General features: G+C 69.3%; 9 protein-coding genes. 4 read left to right on the top strand and 5 right to left on the bottom strand.

Translation table 11 applies throughout. The features are described from left to right. Positions 1-8 precede the first annotated feature (8 nt). From IT779_RS24645 to IT779_RS24665, 5 genes are read right to left on the bottom strand one after another with little or no spacing between them, the layout of a single operon-like run. The gene (locus IT779_RS24645; protein WP_196151784.1) at positions 9-1,451 is read right to left on the bottom strand and encodes a hypothetical protein; all 1,443 of its coding nucleotides are present in this window, start codon (positions 1,449-1,451) and stop codon (positions 9-11) included. Further along, positions 1,448-5,224 (bottom strand): hypothetical protein, encoded by a 3,777-nt coding sequence (locus tag IT779_RS24650; protein ID WP_196151785.1) that lies wholly within the window; start codon positions 5,222-5,224, stop codon positions 1,448-1,450. Before IT779_RS24650 ends, IT779_RS24645 begins: the two co-directional genes overlap by 4 nt. Further along, positions 5,221-7,566, bottom strand: a complete 2,346-nt coding sequence (locus IT779_RS24655) for a hypothetical protein (RefSeq protein WP_196151786.1) — start codon at positions 7,564-7,566, stop codon at positions 5,221-5,223. The genes IT779_RS24650 and IT779_RS24655 overlap by 4 nt, the downstream gene beginning before the upstream one ends. Beyond that, positions 7,563-11,528, bottom strand: a complete 3,966-nt coding sequence (locus tag IT779_RS24660; protein WP_198428895.1) for a DUF6603 domain-containing protein — start codon at positions 11,526-11,528, stop codon at positions 7,563-7,565. Before IT779_RS24660 ends, IT779_RS24655 begins: the two co-directional genes overlap by 4 nt. Further along, entirely contained in the window at positions 11,522-12,316 is a 795-nt protein-coding gene (locus tag IT779_RS24665) for a ribosome-inactivating family protein (protein WP_196151787.1), read from the bottom strand. The genes IT779_RS24660 and IT779_RS24665 overlap by 7 nt, the downstream gene beginning before the upstream one ends. Positions 12,317-13,009: 693 nt before the next feature. Here IT779_RS24665 and IT779_RS24670 point away from each other — a divergent pair. The 4 genes from IT779_RS24670 to IT779_RS24685 are packed head-to-tail and all read left to right on the top strand — an operon-like array spanning position 13,010 to position 21,051. Next, the gene (locus IT779_RS24670) at positions 13,010-14,656 is read left to right on the top strand and encodes a DUF4407 domain-containing protein (protein ID WP_196151788.1); all 1,647 of its coding nucleotides are present in this window, start codon (positions 13,010-13,012) and stop codon (positions 14,654-14,656) included. After that, positions 14,637-17,057 (top strand): hypothetical protein, encoded by a 2,421-nt coding sequence (locus IT779_RS24675; RefSeq protein WP_196151789.1) that lies wholly within the window; start codon positions 14,637-14,639, stop codon positions 17,055-17,057. Before IT779_RS24670 ends, IT779_RS24675 begins: the two co-directional genes overlap by 20 nt. Continuing rightward, positions 17,054-19,993 carry an acetate and sugar kinases/Hsc70/actin family protein gene (locus IT779_RS24680; RefSeq protein WP_196151790.1) on the top strand — a complete coding sequence of 980 codons (2,940 nt, stop codon included), beginning with the start codon at positions 17,054-17,056 and terminating at the stop codon, positions 19,991-19,993. The genes IT779_RS24675 and IT779_RS24680 overlap by 4 nt, the downstream gene beginning before the upstream one ends. After that, a complete protein-coding gene (locus IT779_RS24685) occupies positions 19,993-21,051 on the top strand; it encodes a hypothetical protein (RefSeq protein ID WP_196151791.1) in 1,059 nt (352 codons plus the stop codon). The genes IT779_RS24680 and IT779_RS24685 overlap by 1 nt, the downstream gene beginning before the upstream one ends. Positions 21,052-21,063: the final 12 nt, after the last annotated feature.

A 21,063-nucleotide genomic window follows, 5' to 3' on the forward strand; every position in this document is an offset into this window, starting at 1 on the left:
GCGCGGCCTCACCCGCGCTCGATGGTCCAGTAGGCCTCGAGGACCGGCTCGTCGGCGGCGTGCCAGGTGAAGACCTTCCAGCGGTCGCTGTCCTCCTGCCATTCGCTGGCGTACAGGTAGGACGGGTAGTAGGTGTTGTGCAGCGCGATGGTGTCGTTCTCGCTGATGACGCGGCTGCCTTCGGAGTACATGCCGGAGCCGGAGCTGATGCTCTCGTCGACGGAGAGGCTGCCGTTGACCGACAGGCTTCCGGAGACACTGCCGTAGACGCTCAGGTCGCCGGAGACGTCGAGGTCGGAGCGGGCGGTGAGACGGCCACTCGCGGCGAGTTCACCGCTGACCTCGATGCCGTCGGTGTCCTCGGTGGTGAATTTGCGTTCGCCGTCGGAGGAGACCGTGAGGTCGCCGTCGGTGCGCAGTGATCCGTCGATGGCGCAGTTGTCCTCGACGTACAGTTCGCCCAGCACGGTCAGGCCGTTGGTTCCCGAGGTGTCGATCTTGCGTTCGCCTTCGTCGTAGACGATCAGATCGCCCTTGGCGCTCAAGAGTTCTTCGACGGTGCACTCCCCCTGGACTTCGACCGAGCCGAGGACCGCGAGTCCGTCGGTGTCCGCGGTGGTGAGTTTCGTCCCCGAATACCCGGCGACGGTGAGGTCGGTCAGAATCGGGTTCGTGACGGTCACGGTGAGGGTGGCGTACTGGTAGATGGGTTCGAAACCGTTCTGCGGCTGCGCGTTTCCAGAGGTGAGGGTGGCGCACAGCGTGAAGGTCGTGTCGTTGTCGATCCCGTCCCACACGGTGTACTGGGTGCCCGCGCCGTCGGTGAGCAGGCTGCCGTCGCCGTCGTAGAGCTGGAAGGCGGTGCCGTTGCTCTCCCAGGTGAGGTCGATCCGGTCACCGACGGTGAATTTGGTGCGCGGCACGTTCGGGTTGCCGGGGTCGCGGGCCAGGAAGTTGTTGAGGTAGAAGGTCTGTTCGTCGACGGGCATGGTGAGGGCCCCCTGTTTGTAGGTGAAATCAGCCGGGGTGTCGGTGGTTCCGGAGTGCTCGCGCAGCAGGCAGGTGAGGGTGCCGGTGTTGGCGCCGAGGATTCCGTCGATGCCGAAGTTGAGGGGGTAGTCGACGCGGTCGTCGGACCGTTCGACGGTGCGGAAGCCGGTGCGGTAGTACTGCACTTTGCCGCCGATGTCCCAGTCGTCGATGTCGGTGCTGGTGTCGATCTCCCACGCGGCGTTGCTGCACGACCAGTTCGGGGCCTGCGTGAAGTAGGGATTGCCGTCGACATCGTTCTTGGGCACGGCCAGCTGGATCTTGTCGCAGTAGACCGGACCGTCTTCCGGAGCGAAAACGGCTATGGTGATGCGGTTCTCGCTCGGTGTGGTGGCGCCACTGGCTTGCAGCGGGTCGGGACTGGTTGCGGCGGCGTAGCGGAGCAGCGGCGGATCGGTCATCGTGTGATCTCCTCGGGGTTGTCGTCTTCGAGGTCGGTGGTGAACCGCAGCAGCCCGTCCTCGACGGTGATCGGGGTGTCGGGGAATCGGGCGTCGGAGGTGACGGCGGTGAGCGTGTTCGGGGTCCAAACGCCGTCCGGTCCGGGACGCAGCCAGGACCAGCTGCCGTGCTTCTCGCTGGGTTGCGGGAACGCGACGGACTGCCCGCTCTTGTCGGACACGGTCAGCACGGGGCCGAAGCGGAACAGGGCTTCGATGTGGTCCAGCGGTGTCTGGACGTGGCTGGGCGCCACGCTCACCGCCGCGGTCGGGGTGATGCCGGTGACGGCGTGCACGCTCGCGTGCGGGTCCATCAGCAGCAGCACTTCGGTAGGCGCGGGATCGGCGAAGGTGAGTTCGAGGTAGTTCGCGTCCGAGGGGGTCGCGCACGGTCCGAGGGGACCGATGCGGGTGATGTAGTCCTGCCGCGGGTCCGGTGCGGTGACGCTGTTGAACCGGTCGTATCGGTAGGTTCCGTCGGCGTCGGCGGTGAAGTAGCCGATGAGGCCGTCGTCGCGAGCCGCCTGGTCGCCGAGCCGCACGGCGAACCGATACGCCGTGAAGGCGGCTGGCGGCGGGTCGAGGGTCGCGGCCCACCCGGTGTCGAAGATCGGCGTGCCGTCGAGTTCGAGCCGCAGCTGGGCGCGCACGAGCGCCAGTGGACGCCCGAGCAGGACCGACAGGTTCCGGTCGGCGCGGGCGCCGAGCGGGTCGACGGTCCACAGGGTGGAGTCGATGACGTCGAGGAAGGCGGTGAAGTCGGCTTCGGTGGCGAGCTTCGACGAACCGATGAGACCCGCGACGACCGGTGCGCGGGCGGCCAGTTCGGCGAGGGTGGTGACGGCGCCGTCCGGTGGCGGATCCCACTGTCCGACGCGTCGGGAACCGCTGGTGACGAGCCGGTAGGTGCCGAGCAGCGCGCCCGCCGGGTCGTAGAGCAGCAGGCTGTGGTCGAGGTGGTTGGGCAGCAGCCAGCCGCCGACCGGGTTGGCCTCGGCGTCGGTGCCGACCACGCGCGTGCCGGTCATGCCGTCGAGCAGTTCGAAGTTCAGCCGGGCCGGTTGCAGCAGGCGCGGCGGCAGTTGGGCGACGGCGGCGATCGTCGGGTCGAGCGCGGTGTCGGTGGCGAAGGCGTCGTCGATGACGAACGGGAAGTTCCGGTAGTCGTGCAGCCCACCGTGTTCGGTGTCGGGGTTCACGACGTCGAGGACCCGGCCGAACTTGTCGTAGAGGAACAGCTGCTGGAAATAGAGCTGCCCCTGCCGAATTTCCTGGAACGGCGCGTCCTCGCCGCCGGGCAGGTAGGGCACGGTGGTGACGCGGCCGCGGTAGCGGGCGGGCAGACTGTCCGCACCCGCCGCGTCGGGATAGCCGACCAGGTCGGCGATGCGGGGGTGGTGCGGGTCGTCGGGGGTCGGGCGGCGGAACGCACGCGAGTCGCGGGCGGTCAGGCGCTCGTTGAAGCCGGTCAATTCCTGGGCGAGGAAACTCCAGTCGCCGATGGCGGCCAGCCACCGCGCCAGCCGGTCGCGCTGCGGGCCGGTGCCGTGATCGGTCACGAACTTCTCCAGGCGCGCGGCGAACAGGCTGCGGGGGTGTGGGCTCAGGGCCGAGATGCCCTTGATGTCCACCGGATTCGCCGACACCGTGGCCGTTCCGGGGGTGTAGCGGTAGTCGGTGCCGTCGAAGGTCCAACAGCGCTGCGCGCCTTCGGTGTACGGGATCGGCAGGTACTGCGCCTTCCATTCCATGAACAGCGGCTGCCAGGGTTGGGTCCACGCGGTCAGGCCGAGGGCGGGCAGGGTTCCGGTGTAGGCGGCGGGGTCGTGCGCGGTGAGCGCGGCGGTGACGGCTTCGACGGAAATGCCTGCGGCGGTAGCCAATACGGTGGCGTTGCCGGGGTCGAGCAGGAAGTATTCGGCGAGCAGGGCGGCGGCGCCGTCCGGAAGGGCGGCGAGAACGGGGATCTCGGGCATGGGTGGTCGGCCCGGCGTGGCGTCGATGTCGGTGCCCGACACCGTGACTCGGCTGATCAGGCTGGAGCTGTGTTCGTCCACCGGTCGCACGGGCAGCGATCGGTCCTCGGCCACGGCGTCGGAGGGCGGCAGCACGCCCGACAGTGCGACGACCGGATTGTTGCTCTGCCAGAACGAGGATTTGGGGATCGCTTTCAATGTCGCCCCTGCGGGCAGGTCCCTGGTCGCCGCGAAGGCGCCGATGCCCGCTCGCAGGGCCTGATGCGCGGTGGCGTGCGCGGTGTCGGGGTCGGGTTGGGGCACCGCGTCGGCCAAGGCGCGCACCGCGTCGGTCAGGCCGCGCACCGTCGCGGCCAGGCCGTCCCGGTCCGGGTCGAGCTGGGCGTCCATCTCGTCGGGATCCGGCGCGTCGTCGGGGGCGGGCCAGAGTGCGTCCACGAGACCGCGTTTGAGCCAGAGCGCGTTGAGTCGCCATTGTGACGAGGCGAGCAGACCCAGTTGTGCGTCGAGGCTGCGTTGGTCGTCGTTGAGGGTGTCGAGCCAGTCGGGTGTGGTGAAGTTCGCGGGCGCGCCGTCGGGGGTCGGCGGGGGCGTGATCGTCCAGTGGTAGCCGCCCGCGGTGGCGTCGAACCACGAATCGCGGATGCCGCGCAGCACTTTCGCGTCGCCGCCGGATTCGTCGGCCCGCGCCAGCAGACCGTGCAGGAAGGCGCGAAGCAGTTGCATGTCGGCGACGGTCAGCCCGGCGGCGTCGTCCACCGCGCGACCGGCCAGTGCCGCGAACGCGTCCTCGGTGGTGTTGCCGATCGCGACGTCGAGCGCGCCGCTGTCCCGCAAGGAACGCAGCGGATCCCGTGCGGGCGCCGGGCCGTCCGGATCCCACGCGACGGTCAGCGCCTGGCCGGAGTAGAGGCTGCGGGTGGCCGGGGTCACGGCCGCGTCGTGGTCGGCGTCGCCGGTCAGTCGCGGGTCCTGCCACTGCAGGTGCGCGAGGTGTTCGGCGTAGGTGGCGCCGGGCGGGAGGGTGGCGAGGATGTCGGCGTCCGGGTCGGAGTACCACCCAATCACGTGGTAGCCCAGGGTCGTCGCGTAGCCGAGATCGGCGAGGTCGTCGGTGCAGGAGAAGATATTGCTGTTGTGGGGTGTGTAGGAGGCGAAGGACGGGTTGCCCGCGCCGAGGGCGGTGAGGAACAGCGGATCGGCGGCGGCGCGTTCGGTCCACGAATCGGCGTCGAAGGCGAGTCCGATCGGCACGCGGGCGCTGCCAGGCACCGTGTCGTCGGGTTCGGCCTGATTGCGGTAGGGGTCGGCGCTGGTCCGCCAGGCGCCCGCGACGTCGGGGGCGACCAGATGGTCGGTGGAGAAGGCCACCTCGTGTCCGCCGTTGTGGACCGCGTAAGCGCTGTGCGGGCAATCGCTTTCGATCACCCAACTCTTCGCTGTGCGGCTGGTGGTCCCGCTGAACCGGGTGACCAGCCAGCGGTTGGGGACCAGCGGGAACGTCAATTGCCCGGACTTCTCATCCTGTACGCCGTGACGCAGGCCGCGCGGCAGCGTCCAGTGCAGGTGGACGCCCGCGCCCGCGAGTTTCGGGTCGCTGACCTGCCGGTCGCCCTCGTCCGGTTCGGGGCTGCCGTAGTCGGCCAGTGCCGTGTAGCTCTGCCGCCAGACGCGAAAGGTGTTCTCGTTCAGCACGGCCGGGGTGATCACGAGCGCGTCGAGCGCGACGGGGACGACGAGAGTGGGACGCATGCTCACTGTTGCTCCTGATCGGGTCCGTCGAAACGGATCGCCTCGGGTACGCGGACCATCTGCATGGCGAGGTCGGCGGGGCCGATGGGGCCGACCGACCGACCGTGCACGGTGTCGAGGGCCTGTTCGAGCGCCGGGACGAGCGAACTCACCTCGAGCACCCGGCAGTCGCCGCCGCTACGCAGGTGGTCGAGGACGCGGAAGGTCACGTCCGGGGTGAAGGTGTCGCCCAGTTTCAGGCCGCCGGGCGATTCGGACGGCGGCAGCAGGTTGCGCAACGGGATGTAGCCGTCGTCGTCCACCCCGAATCGGAAGCCTTCCTGCGGTTGGCGTAGTTCGACCCGCGCGGGTATGCCGTCGAACAGGCACAGCAACACCGTCGGCGACAGATGGTCCATGCGCAGCACCGGCAGCAGCCCGCCGTCGGGGTCGTAGCCGCGCACCGCGAGATTCGGCCAACCGGCGACGATCGCGGAGCGCAGAAGGAAGCCCGAGACATTGTGCAGCGCTTCGGCATTCGCCGAGGAGGCGAGTCGGCGGACGCTGACCGCACGCGCGGTGTCGCGGTGGATCGAGGCCAACCGCGCCGCCGCCGCGCGGACCGCGGCGCCGATGATCCGGTCCTGCTCGGTCTCTCGGCTGGACTGCGCGCCGATGGCGAAGGCCCCCGAGACCAGCGCGTCCGACCAGGCGCCGTCGAGGTGGAAGAAACGCAGCGATTCGATCGGCAGGATCCGCTCGTCGGGAACCAGGTGGGTGAAGGGCACGCCGTAGAGCAGCATCCGTTGGCCCAGCCAGGTCGCGACCGGTTCGAGCCGCTCCCCGAGGGCATCGTCCAGCGCGTCCAGCAGTGCCGATCGCGCCCGGTCCGAATCGAGGAAGGCGGCGAGGTCGCGCGTCGGATCCGCCGGTGGCGCGGCGGGAGTCGGCGGCGTCCAGGTTCCGGTGGGACGGGATGGCGCCTGTCCGAGTGTGGTCAGTATGTCGCCGTCGAGGAGTGCGCCGAACGCTTCGAGCACGGTCGCGGCGCCGCCGTCGGCGGGCAGGTGGGTGCTGGTGTCGCGGTGGTAGAGGGCGTCGACCACGCCGCGGGCGCCGCGCCGCAGCGTCACGAGTTGTTGTGCGAAGGCCGAATCGGCCGTGGCCAGCGCGCGGCCGAGTTCGAAGGCGCTCGCCAGCGACACGTCGAAGGTTCCCCACACCGGGTCGTAGCCGATCAGCGCGTCCGCCGAGGTGGCGGTGGCGGCCTGCGGCGTGGCGAGCGGCGCCACCGGCGTCAGCGGTCCGCGATACCAGCCGTAGGTCGACTCGCCGGAACGGGTCACATACGGCACGGCGACATAGCCGTCGTCGAGGCGGCGCGCCACCTGCCGCTGCGCCGCGGTGGCGCTCGCGTCGTCCGGATAGGGCGACGGCAGCCTGAGCCACATGCGTTCGCGCGGCGCCGGGGTGGACGAGTCGGGCAGGTGGGTCAACCCTTCGGCGAGTTCGCGGAAGTCGGCCTGCGGGTCGGGGAAACACCAGAACGACCAACTGCGCAGCGACAGCAGCGCCACCGAGGTGTGGCCGCCGAAATCGGGATCGTCGGTCAGGATGCGCTGATGGCCCTCGAGGGACACCAGATGCGCGATGTTCTTCGTCGCTTTCACGTTCTGCGAGGTCGGAGCCGCCGGGAACCGGCCCGCGACGACCACCGAGAACAGCCCGTCCTCCTCGATGCCGAGGATCGGCCGGTCGCCGGTGTTGGCGCCGCGGCAGTGCGCCAGGAAACGCGCGTCGTCCGGGCGCGGCGCCACCGCCCGGAACGCGGCGGAGGCGACCTGGATATAGGAGCACGGGGTGTCCGGCGCGATGTCGGGTTCCAGGGGCAGGTCGGGTTTGAGCACGTCGGGGTCGGCGGCGAGGAAGTCCTCGACGGTGGCGCCGATGGTACGGGTGACATCGGTCGGCGCGCCGAGGAGTTGATCGTCGGTGAGCACGAGCAGCGCGAGCCACGGCGTGCCCTCCGTGGTGTCGCGCATCGTGCGTTCCCACGGCAGCATGGGGTCGCCGAGCACGACATGCGGCAGCACCTCGGCGAACCGTCCGCTGCTGCCGTCGGCCGGTTGCACGGCGACCACCGCGCTCGGGTCGAGAGCCACCTGCGGGCCGCGCACGGTGAAGCGCTGGGTGCTGCCGAATCGGCCGCCGTCGATGATCGAGGAAGCGCCGGAACCGGTTCCGTCGAGCAGATCGTGGGTGACCTCGATGGAGTAGTCGCCCGCCTGTAGACCGGGCAGGTAGTTGTCGTGCAGTTCGACATCGCCCAGCGGCAGGGTGTCGCGGGCGGAATGGGGCCTGCTGCTCATGTCGGACTTCCCACTTTCTCGACCATCGGCGCCTGGCTGTAGAGGTGGCCCGCGGCGGCGGCCAGCGCCGTCATCGCGTCGTTGCCGCCGGTGTAGAGCCCCGCGTCGGCCAGCGCCGCGAACACCGCGTCGCGTTGCTCGCGTACCGGGTCCGTCGCGATCTCGCCGAGGTAGTCCATGACGTCGGGATCGGCGTCGAGGACGTAGTCGCGGTTGTCGTCGGAATGTCTCGGCAGCGGGGACAGGCCGGGTGGTAGTTCCTCGTCGTCGTATTCGCTGAGCGGGAAGACACCGCGGGAATCGGCGAGCACCGGCAGCGGCGCCTGCACCGAGAAGCCCACCGGCAGATCGGGAACGGTGTCGGCGCTCGGCGCGTCGGGTGTGTGGCCGAACGGCGAGGGCGGCGCGCCCCACAGCGAGGCGGGCAGGTTGCGGGTGTCCGCGGTGATCGTCCAGCCGGAGGTGTCGACGAGTCGATCGTCGTGGCGCACGCGCAGGCGGTGCACGCCCGCGAGCGCCGACTTGTTCATCGGGCGGATGTCGACACCGGCCAGGTCACCGGATTGCGCTGTGTCCCATGGCGTGTCGCCGATGCGCAGGTGGCTGGCCGGGATCGCGGACCCGGTGCTGAACCGCAGGTCGCGGGCGCGGACCAGCCAGCGATTCCCGCCGGTGCTCTCGCCGTCGGCAATGGTGGCGTCCAGGCCGTTGACCGCGACGATGCCGATCACCTTGTCCCGCTCGGGCAGCATGGCGGCGACCTCGGACCAGGTCAGCGGCGTGCTGGTACCCCCTCGGCCGTCGTCGCCGAAGCTGATGGTCACGGTGAACACGACGATGTGTGCGGTGACCGTGCCGCCGGTCGGCGGACCCCACAACCGCAACGACGCGCCGACCGAGGCGCCGATCGTCTTCTGGATGCCGAAGACCGAAATCGTCACCGAGGCGCCGATCTCGATCGAGAGGCCCGCGAGGAAGAAGAACGGGCGCCAGGACACCAGCAGGTCGGCCTGGGCGTTGAACCACGCCTTGACCGGGCCCGCGTGGAACAGCACCCGCAGGTCGGTGCCCGCCATCGCGCACGACGGCGTCACGGCCAGGTAGGCGTCGGCGGTGACGGAGACGGCGTCGCTGACCGCCCATCTGATGCCGAGGCGGGGCACGGTGGGATAGCACGACGGCGGCTGGAAGGCCGGGTGGTAGCCGCCGAGGGTGACGACGAACTGTCCGGCGTTCGGATTCGACCCGAACCACACCGCCGCCGCGAAACCGCCGGTCACATGGCAGTCCGGGGTCAGCACATACGAGGCGGGCGAGAGCTGTGCCTGCACCTGCGCGATGCCATCGGTGGGGCGCAGCGTTGCCTCCAACCCCAGTTCGGCGTACACGTACCTGACCGCGCCCTCGTCCTTGAGCGGCAGCTGGAGTACGGCGGTGCCGAGCAGGGCGAAGATCAGGTCCTGACCGAATTCCGCGGCGAGCACGACCGTGGCCGTCACCACTTCGAACACGGTGAGCTGCGCTCCGACCGCCAGCCAGTAGTTCCCCTCGAGCGGCGCTATCCATTGCCGCGTCGTCCCGTCGGGCGTGGACGCGCGGCCCTCGAGCACGTCGAGGACGTGCATCGCCTTCTGCCCCGGCGCGTCCAGGATCAGCAGCGGGAAGCCGGGCACCTGCGCGGCGGTCGGCATGGTCAGCTTCCGGTTGAATCCGAAGCCCGCCATCAGCGCGCTCACCACCAGCGGCGGCTCGCCGAGCGGGACATCGAGCTGCGCGAACACGAAAAGCGAAGGCGCGCCGCCGCTCAGCTGGGCATAGGAGCCGATCGCGGCGAGGGAGAACTTCGAGGTCTCCACGACCGCGGCGCCGTCGTACTGGAAGTCGATCGGGGCGGGCGGGTCCGGCACGTGCAGCAGGCCGCCGGTGATCGTCACGGCCGGGTTCGTGAAGGACACGCCGAGACCGGACAGCGCGAAGGTCGGCGCGAACTCCTCGAGCGGCGAACCGACCCCGAGTCCGTCGAAACTCAGCGTCAGTGGGCCGAGGGTGACCGCAGCGTCGAGGGCGAACAGCAGTGCGTTGTGCTGATAGATCAATCCGACCCGGTTGATCTGGAGCACGCCGAGCTGCTTCTGCACCTGCACCCACACGCCGGTGGAATTCGAACTCGGCGCGGTGTCCGCGGCGGCGAGCGCGGTCTGCGGTGCGCTCTGCCCGGCGGGCAGGCCGAGCGCCACCGGTACCAGTCGACCGCCGAGGCGCAGCGAAGCCTGCACGGCCAGACCCGATTTCAGTCCCGCGGCCGGAATCGGCAGCACGCTCAGGCTGCCGAGCAAGGTGTTGACCGCGGCGGCGGTCGCGGCGTCGACGATCCCGGTGCTGTAGAGAACCTGGAGACCGTCGATGCCGAGCGTCCCCGCTTCGGACAGGAAACCGCCGACCAGCGGCAGCCCGGACAGGTCGATATCGGCCGAGAGATCGAATCCGACAGCCAGACTCGCGGTTTTCCCGCCCGGTTTGACGCGCACGACCTTGGCGTCGATCAGGTCGACACGCAGGCCATCGGGAACCACCGCCGCGAGATCGGCGGAGAAGTCGGCCACCCAGTCGTGCACTTCGACCTCGGCCGCCTCGGCGGTGCTGTGGTAGGCGGCGACGATCGCCTCGGTGCCGCCGCCGGTGTCGAAGACCAGGTCCAGTTCGAACTCACCGACCCGAAGCACTCCCCCGTACCGCGTCTGCGCGCTGTCGCGGTCGATGCTCACCCCTATTGTCGCCGTGACGCTTTCGGTGATGTCGATATCGCCTTGGCAGGTGAAGTGGAACTTCTCGGTGCCGGTGGTGTGGGCGAACCAGAGCGAGGTCAGTTCGAGGCTCCGCACGACCTCGGGAACACCGGTCAGGTTCAGGGCCGTGACCACCGCCGCCATCGTGAGCGCGTCGCCTGCGGGGAGCCCGCCCTCGAAGGTCCAGCCGCCGCTCGCGTCGGCCGATTTGGCGGCGTCGATCTCGACGGTGATCGCCGAGTCGATGCCCACCGTGCCCGAGAACCCGGCGACGAACTTCTCCTCGGTGTCGTAGGCGATCCGCGCGGACAGCTTCTCGATGTCGAAAGGGCCTACGGCCCAACTGCCTTCGAGGCCGAGCGCGAGTTGGTAGGTCTCACCGAAACCGCCGGAGAAATCCAGTTCCCTGACGTCGAGTCCGCTGGGCACATCGGTCGGTAGGCCGAAGGCGGCGAGCAGCGTCGCCACATCGGTCTTCCCGCCCGATGTGGCGTGCAGGCTGCCCTCGATATATTTGTCCTGCAACCACAACCAGATGTCGAAGGTGAGGTCGTGCAGCGGGAGCGCCGCGGTGACGGCGCTCGAGCGCAGCGTATAGGCGATCGGGTCGGCGCCGGGGGTCCGCTCGAGGCGGTAGTCGAATCCGGTGGCCTGTCCCACGCTGAGATCCAGTTCCCTGAGCCCGCTTTCCAGTTCGCTCCAGCTGTCACCCGCGGCCAGGCGGGCGACGAGTGTCGCCACCTGGAAGGCGCCGGGCGTCGTGGATCGCACCGCACCGGTCACCGCGCCGGTGTCGTCCTCGGTCACGGTGGCGACCACGGCCGTGGCGTCGAACTCTCCGTTCAGGGTGAGGGTGACCGCGCCTTGTTTCGTGACGACGACCGTCATCGCGCTGATCGTCGCGGTTGCCGTCGCGTCGGAAGGCCAGGCGCCGCCTGCGGCACATGTCACCGCCAGCGTCAGTTCTTTTCCCTCCGAGTCGATTCGAGGGTCCAAGACACCTGCCGCCGCGTGGACCTCGCGACCGGCGAAGGTGGTGAGCATGTCTCGCAACGAATCCGGCAGCGTGGTGTCCGCGGCGGCCAGCACCGGCTGGTCACCCAAACCGATCAGATGCGCCTGCAGGCCGTTCAGATCCACCGGCGTCCGACTCGCCGAGCGTGCATCCTCTAACACCGGGCCCCGTCCTTCCCCAGAACTTCCTCGGCCATTTCCTTCGTCACCTTTATGCCTCCGAGTTCGAAGGCTTCGCTGTTCGATTCGGTCTCCACGGCCTTCTTGCTGAATTTCTGCCATTTCAGGTGAGCGACGTCGAAACGTGGCATCACCGTCCAGTGGGTAGACGGGCTCGGTCGCATATTCTGGTCGACGCCGCAGTTCCATTGCGCGGCGAACAGCTGGTGATAAGGATCGAATCTCGCCATTTCCGACGTCATCTTGGCCAGGAGGTGCAATTTGCCCTGCACCTCCGCCCGTTTCGGTTCCGGGGCGGTACGCCACGCCCCGTCCGCCAGGTAGTCGTAGAGTTTATCGGCGGCGGTGAAGAATTCAGCTCTCGAGAGTCGCGGCTTCTTCGCATTGTCATTGTCGGAATACCTCAGGCTGATATAGCCGCCGGGCGGAGGACCCAGGTATCCTGCCCCGCCCGCGGGCAGGGCCTGGATCGGACCTCGGTCGCCCCCCTGAATCCTCGCCCATTCCTCGTTGTCCCATGCCGCCATGAACGCGGTGGCGGGTTCTTGACCGCCGACAGTCCATCCACGCAGGTAGAGGCTCGACTTCTCGAAGTACAGCCCGATTTCACGCCGGTTGTCCGTGATCACGGCGACCCGGAAGAACTTAACGTCGCCGTCCCCTCCGGGGCGGGTGGCGTAGCGGTCCCGCAAGAACTTGATCATGCGCTTGTACGTCTTCACGCCCGCGTTCTTCTGCCGAAAATTCACAAAGGTGTCGTCTTCGCTCATTACCATGGCATGCCTTTTCCCGTCGACCGCAGGGCCGCACGGCATCTCGTACGAACAGCCGAATCGGATAGATTAATCGGAGTCAAGAACAGGAAGGTAGAATAACTCTCGGCACATATCGCTCGACATTTTCCGACCAAGTGGACGACACACCGGCTTCACCGCTTCCCCCTGCATCGACGACTGAAGAGTTGCGAATCTCGCGGCCGGTCGAAGTCGCCTGAAATGTAAGGGGATTCATCCGTTCGGCCTCGATTGATGCGTTATCAGCGTATCAGGATCACCTAACACCGGACAAGGCGTAAGTAGTTCGAAACGGTAGTATCAGGAACCTACCGGTCTTTTTTCGGGTCCGGATATATCGCGGATTCGATCGGATCACACGCATCGGGCGGCTCGATAATATTAGCCGAGCAGTCGCTGTACGCGACTCCCGATGGCGTCAGCCCCCGTATCGCTCGTACAACTCCCTCGCTGGCACCGTGTCAGCGATCTTCGACGAGCGGCCCGCGGGGCGACGAGTCGTCGATGATCGCAGCGAACCTCGAACATGCGAGGCTCCAACACAATTGGTGGCCTGCTCGGTCGTGATGATCGTGCACGAACCATGGCGGCAAGGTCGGGACAAGGTCGCGGCCGGCCTCTCGCTCTACCTTCGGTGACGGATCGGTCGAACCGGTCACGGGAGGCAACATGGACAGCGCGAACGCCCGCCGAAATGGGCGCCAGGACAACCGTATCCGGGTCGAGAAGGACTCCGCGAGCCTCGATTCCGCAGCCGCGTCGGACACCGAGGACCGAGCGGAGGACACAGGGGCGCCCACCACCCCGGGCCGCCGCGCCGGGTCGAGCGGGGGCTCGACTCACGACGGTGCGGGCGGACACGGTACCGCGCGGGCGGCACGCCGTGCGGACGCGGAGGCGGGCGGCGCACCGATCGACCGGATCGGCCGGACTCGGCCGGGGACAACGCGACCCGAGAACGCACGGCGCGACGGGTCGGACGGCGCCCGCGCACCGAGCCGCGTCGAACGGGCCATGATCTGGGTGTCCGGATACGACCCGGCGCTGCTCGCGACCGCGGTGGAACGGTACCGAGCCGTCTGCGCGGGCGTTCTGGTCCTGCTCGTCTCCGCACTGGCCGCCTTCGGGGTGACCGTCCTGCTGTGGACCGTCGTCGGCGGGTTCCGGTTCTGGTTTCTCGCGGCCGGTGCGGGATGGGCCACGGTGGTCTTCTGGGTCGATCGGTCCATTCTGGTGGAACCGCACTACGGGAACCTGCGCGACACCGACGCCGAGGCCGACCGGAGGTCCGAACAATCCACCGCCGAACTGCGGACCCCGTGGCCGCCGCACGAGTCCGAGGCCGACGAGAAGCGTACCCGCCGTGGGCGAATGCCGCGTCCGAGCGGCGCGGGAGCTAGCAGGATCGTGGTGTACGCGGCGCGCGTCCTGTTGGCGGTGGCGGTCGCCTTCCTGGTCGGCGAGGCACTGGTGCTGGCCGTCCTGCATCCCGAGGTCATGAGCGTGTGGCGGGCGACCGCCGAGCAGGACTACCGCAGCGAGCTGCTGGAGCTGGGGCCGAAGCGGGTGCCGGGGTTGCAGCGACAGCTCGCGGGCGTCAACGACACCCTCGCCGCGAAGACCACGGCACGCGACACCGCCAAGACCGAACGCGACCGCGCCTACGCGATCTACAACGAAGAGCTCAACGGCACCGGCGGCACCGGCGTTCCGGGCCGAGGCCGAGAGGAAGGGGACGCGCAGGCGAAATACACCCACGCCGAGGCACAACTCACGGCGGCCCAGCAAGAGCTCGACCGGGCCACCCCGATCCTGCGCGGGCAGGCGGCCGGACTCGAACAGCAGATCAAGGATCTGAGCGGCGGCGCGATCGACAGCGACGCGATGAAGGCGGTCGCCGACGACGACGCGGGCCGCGCGGCGTGGGAGCGCACCCACGCGCGCCCCGGCTGGGTCGAGCAGGAGAAGGCGCTCGAGACCTACCTCTCCCGACAGGACAGCTGGTTCGTGCTCGCGGTGCCCTGGGTGCTGCGGGTGCTGCTGCTGAGCGTCGACCTGCTGCCGCTGAGCCTGAAGCTGCTCACCCCGCACACCGTGATCGGCGCCCGGATCCGCGATCAGGCGCTCGCGGTGCGCTACGACGACCGCCGCCTGCTCCGGTCCCGCCTGCGGCACCTCGATCGGTCGGCCGCGCTGCGGGACCACGACGAAGGCCTCGCGGCACGGCTGCGCTACGACACCCAGTCCTTCTACTTCCACAACCGCACCGATCACCTGAACCCGAGGAGACCCCGCGATGGGCAACAGCCGACCTGATGAGGACTACCCCGCCACCATCGCCGAGCTGCGCGCCAAGGCGGTGCGGATCGGCGCCGAGCTGGCCGCGATGAAACCGCCACCGCACCTGGCGAAGACCTTTCAGCGCGCGAACGCCGTGCGGCGCGCGCTGCATCAGATCACCCACCACAACACCTCCGTCGCCATCGCGGGCGGTTTCAACATCGGCAAGACGCTCGTCGTCTCGGAGTTGCTCGGCCTGTCCGAATTGCTGCCGGTGCGGGCCGAAGCGGCCACCGGCAACATCACCCGGATGCGGCTGCGGCCAGGAGCCACCCCCGCGATCACCTACGCCGCGATCACGCTGATGCCGGTGGAAATCGTCGCCGAGATGGTGGAATACGTCATCGCGGGGGTCACCGACGAGGTCGGGACACTGCCCGCCTACGCGGCGCTGCGAGCGCTGCGCGGCACGCCGATCGTCGATGTCGACGATCCGGCGGAGACGGACTGGTCGGCGCTGGAATCCGCGCTCGCACAGGCATGGCGCGCGCCCGCGACCAGTCCGGCGATCCGCAACGCCACCGTGGAACTGCTCGGTATAAGGAACGCGCTGCGGGTCGCGGGTCGGCAGCTGCCGCGCCGCCTGCCCGGCGCCGAGATACCCATAGGGTTGAACCTGCTGCCCGCGGCGCTGTTGATCGAGGACAGCCGCGACATCTCGGACGACCCGCTCGGCGCCGCGGCCCCGCACGAGGAGATCGGCGGCGCACAGCTGTCGTCCGAGGCCGGGCTGCGGGCGGTGTTCCCGCTGATCCACGAGGTGGTCGTGGACGTCGTGGTCGATCCGCGGGTGTGGTCGATCGCCGACACCGGCACCGATCTGCTCGACCTCCCCGGGGCGGGTGCGTCGAGCAAGCACGACGACTTCCTCATCGATCTGGCGATCGCGCAGGCGACGGTGGTGGCGTTCATGGTCGACGCCGAGAATCCGCAATCGGATCGGGTGGTGCGCATCCATCACGCGCTGGAGAAGGGGCGGCGCGATCGCCGGGCCGTCGCGGCGTCGGCGCTGGTGCTGGCGAACCGTTTCGATCGGGTGAATCCGCCTGTGCAGCCGATGAATTCGGCGGCGCAGCTCGGCGCGCACGAGGGCGTCGCCCGGGTGCTCGCCCAGGTCGACGCGCTGGCGGGGCAGCATTACGAACGACTGGTGCTGCTTTCGGCGCTCGGCGCCGCCGGGGAGCGCGGACAGACCGTGCCCGGCGCGAAAGCCAAGGACCAGAACGACGATTCGCGGCAGCGGTGGGCGCACGCTCTCGCGCATCTGCCCGCGGCGAGCGAAGGCGATCACCCCGTTCCCGCCCTGCGCGGCTACATCGCCGACTACGGGGTGCGCACCGCCCGTAACCTGATCACCGAACACCTGCTGCGCCACGGGCATCCGATCGTGCTCGCCGAAGCCCGCGCCGCCGAGGCCGAGCTCGACGAGCTGATGCGACTGCTCGGACCGCCCGCGCGACCCGCGGCCGCGGACGAGCGCGAGCGGATCCATACCCTGGTCTCGGCGTTGTCGCGGGTCATGCACCACATCCGGGACGGAGTGGACGACATCCGGCTGCTGTCCGGGCTCACCACCGCAGATGCCGACGGTGCGTCGGTACCGCTGGACGACGCGCTGCGCGCACGAGCCGCGCAGCTGGTGCACGGCTGGCCGCTGTGGCAGGAAACCATTCGGGTGGCCGCCGACCCGACCGCGCATACACCGCCCCCGAAATCCGGCGCGTTCGACGACTGGCTCGGCATCGAGAACGAGATCGCCGACGAGCGCGGCGATTCGCACGACTCGGTCGCGCTCACCACCCGACCGCTGCTCGTCCACTATCGCGACAGCGCCGCCGCCCTGGCGGGCGAAGTGGACACCCTGCTCGGCGCGGCGCTGACGGCATGGCTCGACGAGGTCAGGACCGCCGAAGCGGTGCGCGTCGCGGCCGATCGGTACGGCAGCGCCGACGCGCCCTCCGAGGACCGTCGGCTGCTCGAGCGACGGTGGGGCTCGATCAGCTCGCTCGACCTGGTGCGCAAGCGGCTGGCCGTGGTCGACCGGGTGTTCACCGGACCGTCGCTGGTCGAGCTCACTCCGGCACAGCGCCCCACCCGCGACGAGAACCATGACCCGGCGCATCCGAACCGCGCCCTGCCGTGGCATCCCGATCTGCCCGCCGCCGAGGCGGGCGGCCTGGCCGAACTCGCCCACCCGTTCACCGCGCTGCGGATCAGGCACGACTTCGTGGCGGCGCTGCACCGCGACGCCTGCCGATATGCCCAGCAGACGCTGGACCGGGTCTGCGCCGAGGTGCGCGGCCGCGCGGAATCGATCGACAAGGTAATCCTGCCCTCGGCCGCCGAGCAGCAGCGCATGAACGGAGACCAACGATGAGCACGCCCGATCCCGCGAACGGCCCCCGCGAATCACTGCGCTACGAGCCGCGCGACCGCGCCGACAACACCGACCTGACCGTGGCCGTCGACTACGGCTCGTGGTCGTCGGCCGCCGCGATCTTCGCCAATCGCCAGGTGCGCGACATCTTCGAACCGCAGGCCCTCGACCTGTGGGGCGCCGAACTCGCCGCCCTGCTCGGCGCGGAGAGCGGGATCGCGGAGAAGGTGTGCGAAGGGTTGGACAGCGCGGCCCGCCTGGATCACCGGTCGCCGAAACTGCGCATCCCCGCGTCGGTGGGCGAACTGCTCGATCGGCTCGGCGGCGACCCGGGCGGACTCCGGCACCGCCTCGCCGCGACGACCGCGATCGCGCTGGAACAGGTGCTCGCCTACGACGAGGTGAATGGTCCGCGTCTGGCGCCTACGCTCGACGACCTCTACACGAGGGTGTTCGCGCTGCCCGCGCTCTCGGTGCAGCGCCTGCACCTGCCCGCGCTCGGTCGACGCGACGACATCCCCGACACCGACGATCTGCTCGACGTCAGCAGCGTGCTCATGGTGGCCCCGAAGGAGGTGCGTTCGGCGCACCTGCGCGATATCGGCGACGAATCGAAGTACGAGGAGACCGACGAAGCGTTCCCCGGTTCGAAACGGGCGCTCGCCGAACCGCGACGCCGCGGCAGGCTCGCCGACCGCTCGCTACCCTTCGGCTGGCGCGCCGACACCGACCTGCTGGTCGGGCTCTCGATCCGGGATCTGGTCAAACGCGTCGAGTTCAACGCGCTCTCCTCCGCGAACGAGTTCGAGCTGCCCATCCGACCCCGGCTGACCCAGTTCGTGATCACCTTTCCCACCACGCTGGACCCCTTGGCGCGCAAACGGTACCGGCGCCTGGCGCACGACGCCCTCGCGGTAGCCCCTGACATCGACCCGACGGCGAAACCGATTGCCATCACGATGGATTGGGACGAGGGTGTGGCCGCGGCCATGTACTTCGTGCTGCGCTCGCTCTCCGGTTTCCTGGAACAGGGCCTCGACACCTTCCGCTCGCGCGCGGTCGGGCTGCCCGGCCGCCGCGGCGGCTGGCGCACGCACATGCTCGTCATCGATGTCGGCGGCGGCACCACCGACATCGCGCTGCTCGCCCTCGACCTCGTCGACCTCACCGCGGGCGATCCCGCGGGCCCGAACGACCCACCGGACCTGAAGGGCCGCAGCTATACTCTCGTGCCACGACTGCTCGGCTCCACCGGCCATCCGCAGCTCGGCGGCGATCTGCTCACGTTGCGCATGTTCTACTGGCTCAAGGCCGCGATCGCCGACCGCCTGCACGCCGACGATCCCGACCACATCCCGCTGGCCCCCGCCGTTCTCCGGTCCTACGACTACCGGCCCGTGCCCGCCGAGGTCCGCGCGGCGCTGCGGCGGCTGACGCCGACGCACCGCACCGCCGAGGTGGACGGACCGCAGGGATGGCAGGACGCCGCGTTCCTTCGGCTGTGGGGCGCGGTGGAGAACGCGAAGCGCAACGGGGTCGATTCGAAGGGCATCAAATTCAGGTTCGGCGCCACCCACGCCGCCGACCTGCCATCGGGCGTCGCGTGGATCGACGCCCTGCGCGCGGGCGACATCTCGATCGAGTTGAGCCAGGCCGATTTCCGGCAGCTGTGCGCACCGCTGATCACCGGCGCCGCGCGCCTCGGCGCCGACCTGGTGCGGCGTTGCCTCGGGGGCGACACCTCCGCGCGACTCGACATCGTGGCGCTGTCGGGGCGGACCACAACCCTGCCCGGCGCGGACGACGACATCACCGAGGTGCTGGCGCGCGAGTTCGAGCGGGCCGACGGACCGGGAACGGTCCGCTGGAATCCCAACGGCGTGATCGTCGAGACCACCCACCCCAAGCAGGCCGCCGCCATCGGCGCGGCGTGGGTGGCGGGGGTCAACAGATTCGGCTTCGCCAACCGCCGCGCGCACGGCGGCGACGAGCTCACGGTGCAGGCGGGCGAGCTGCGCTGGACCCTGCCCATGAGCCTGGGTCCCGCGGGCGCCTTCGGCACCCCGATCCCCATCCTGTCGGTGGGCACCCGCTACGCCATGACCGACCCGACCGGGTACGCGTCGACGATCGCGTTCACCCGGTCCGCCTGGCAGCCGCTGGCCGCGTCGATCTCGCTGCACCGGCTGCTCGGACCGCTCGAAGGCGCCAGATCCATGGTGTGGGGGCACTACCTGTTCCCCGACAGCGGCGGCCGGATAGCGAGCAGAACGCTGTGGTACCAGGCCCAGATCGATCAGAATCTGATGCTGCGGCTGCTCATCTGCCACGGGACCGAGGACGGTGTGCGGCCGCTGTTGCATCCTGACCTCGGAAATCACCTGGCCTCGGTCGAGGCGATGCGGCTCGCCGAGGTGGAGGCCGCGCGGCACTGCTTCGAGGGCGACCGGCTGCGCGGCGTGCCGAGGATCGAGGTGTGGAGCACCGAGGATCCCGAGCGCACCAGGACCGAACTGTTCGGCGCCGCGACCGCGGAGTCCGTGCTGACCGCGGCCACCACCACCGACGGCGCCTTCACCGGCGACTCGCGCCACCCCGGCGCGTCGCTCGGGCAGGACGCGGGTCGTATCGGCATTTCGGCACAGCCACTCCCGCTGGCGGGTTCGGGCAAGTACACCTTCGCCGTCGACGGCGTTGACACCGGCATCGAACTCCACGCCCCGACCTTCGACCCGGATATCGAGGTGGACGGCCCCGACTGGGCGACCCTGGACGAATACGGAGAGCTGCGGATCCACGCGGGCTACCCGGTCTTCCGATTCGTCGACTCGATCGATGCGATGTGGCACGAATCGGGCACCGTGCACCTGGTCGACACCGAACCCGAGCCCGCCGAACCGCGTCCCGAACTCGATCCTTTCAGCGGAGAACACTGATGAGCGACACCAACATCCCGGACCGGCTCGAACAGCTCGAGGAACGTATCACGGCACTGGAAGGCTATCGGGCACAACAGGATTCGGATCAGCAACCCCATGACGAGTTCACCGCTTTCCTCGGCGGCATCGCGCACACACTGTGCACCCCGCGCACCTTCACCGAGCACATCGGGGAACTGTTGATCACGGTGGGCACACTGCTGAGTCGGCCGACTCCCGACACCGACCCGGCACCGGATCGCCCGGAGCACGAGCCGGAGACCGATACGCTCGACCCACCGCCCGAGGACATCCCGGTGAGTCCGCGCGTCGAGTTGTGGCGGAACCACACCCGAGGCACACCCGAACTGGCGGCGCCGACGCGCACCGACGACGAGATCGGCACGCTGCTGCCCACTCTCGCGTTCCGACTCGGCGAAGCGGACCGCGCGCGACTCGAGGCCGAAGCCGGGCATCACGGACTGTCCATCGAACTCGACGGGTCCGACAGCGATGAAGTCGATCGGCTGCTCGGCGAGCACGCCGCTCGGTTCGGCGGCGCGGTCGAGACGATGCTCGCACTGGTCCGAACCGGTGGCGGCCTGTGGCATTTCCCGCCAGGCCAGAAAGCAACCCGCCTGGCGCCGGAACTATACCGCCGTCAATTGCTCGCGACCGCAGGCAGTTTGGGCACTTCCCAGAACGTCGTCGAAGCGGCCGTCAATCTCGACCGACAACTCAGGGCGGTGGTGCCGGTGGCGGGGACGGGAACATCCGCCCGCCTCGTCGCCCCCCCTCGGGACAGCCGATGGTGGACGCGGATACTCGATCCCTCCGCCGAGGCCGTGGCAGCCGTCTGTGCCGCCGATCCCCGCGAATGTCGAGTGTTCTACCCGGAAATCGGCATGTCCCTGCGCGAGCTCGAGCAAAAAACGACGATCGAAACGAAGCCGACCAGGTTCCCGGCGGACCGCCCGAACACGGTGCTGTGGCCGCTTCGGCCGTCGGTGTCCGATCCGAAGAGCCCGGAGTCCTTTTCCATCTTGGGAGATTGCATCGTCGGCAGCACCCCCTGAACCCCACCCGCG

Source organism: Nocardia bovistercoris, from assembly GCF_015674855.1.
Taxonomy (GTDB): Bacteria; Actinomycetota; Actinomycetes; order Mycobacteriales; family Mycobacteriaceae; genus Nocardia; species Nocardia bovistercoris.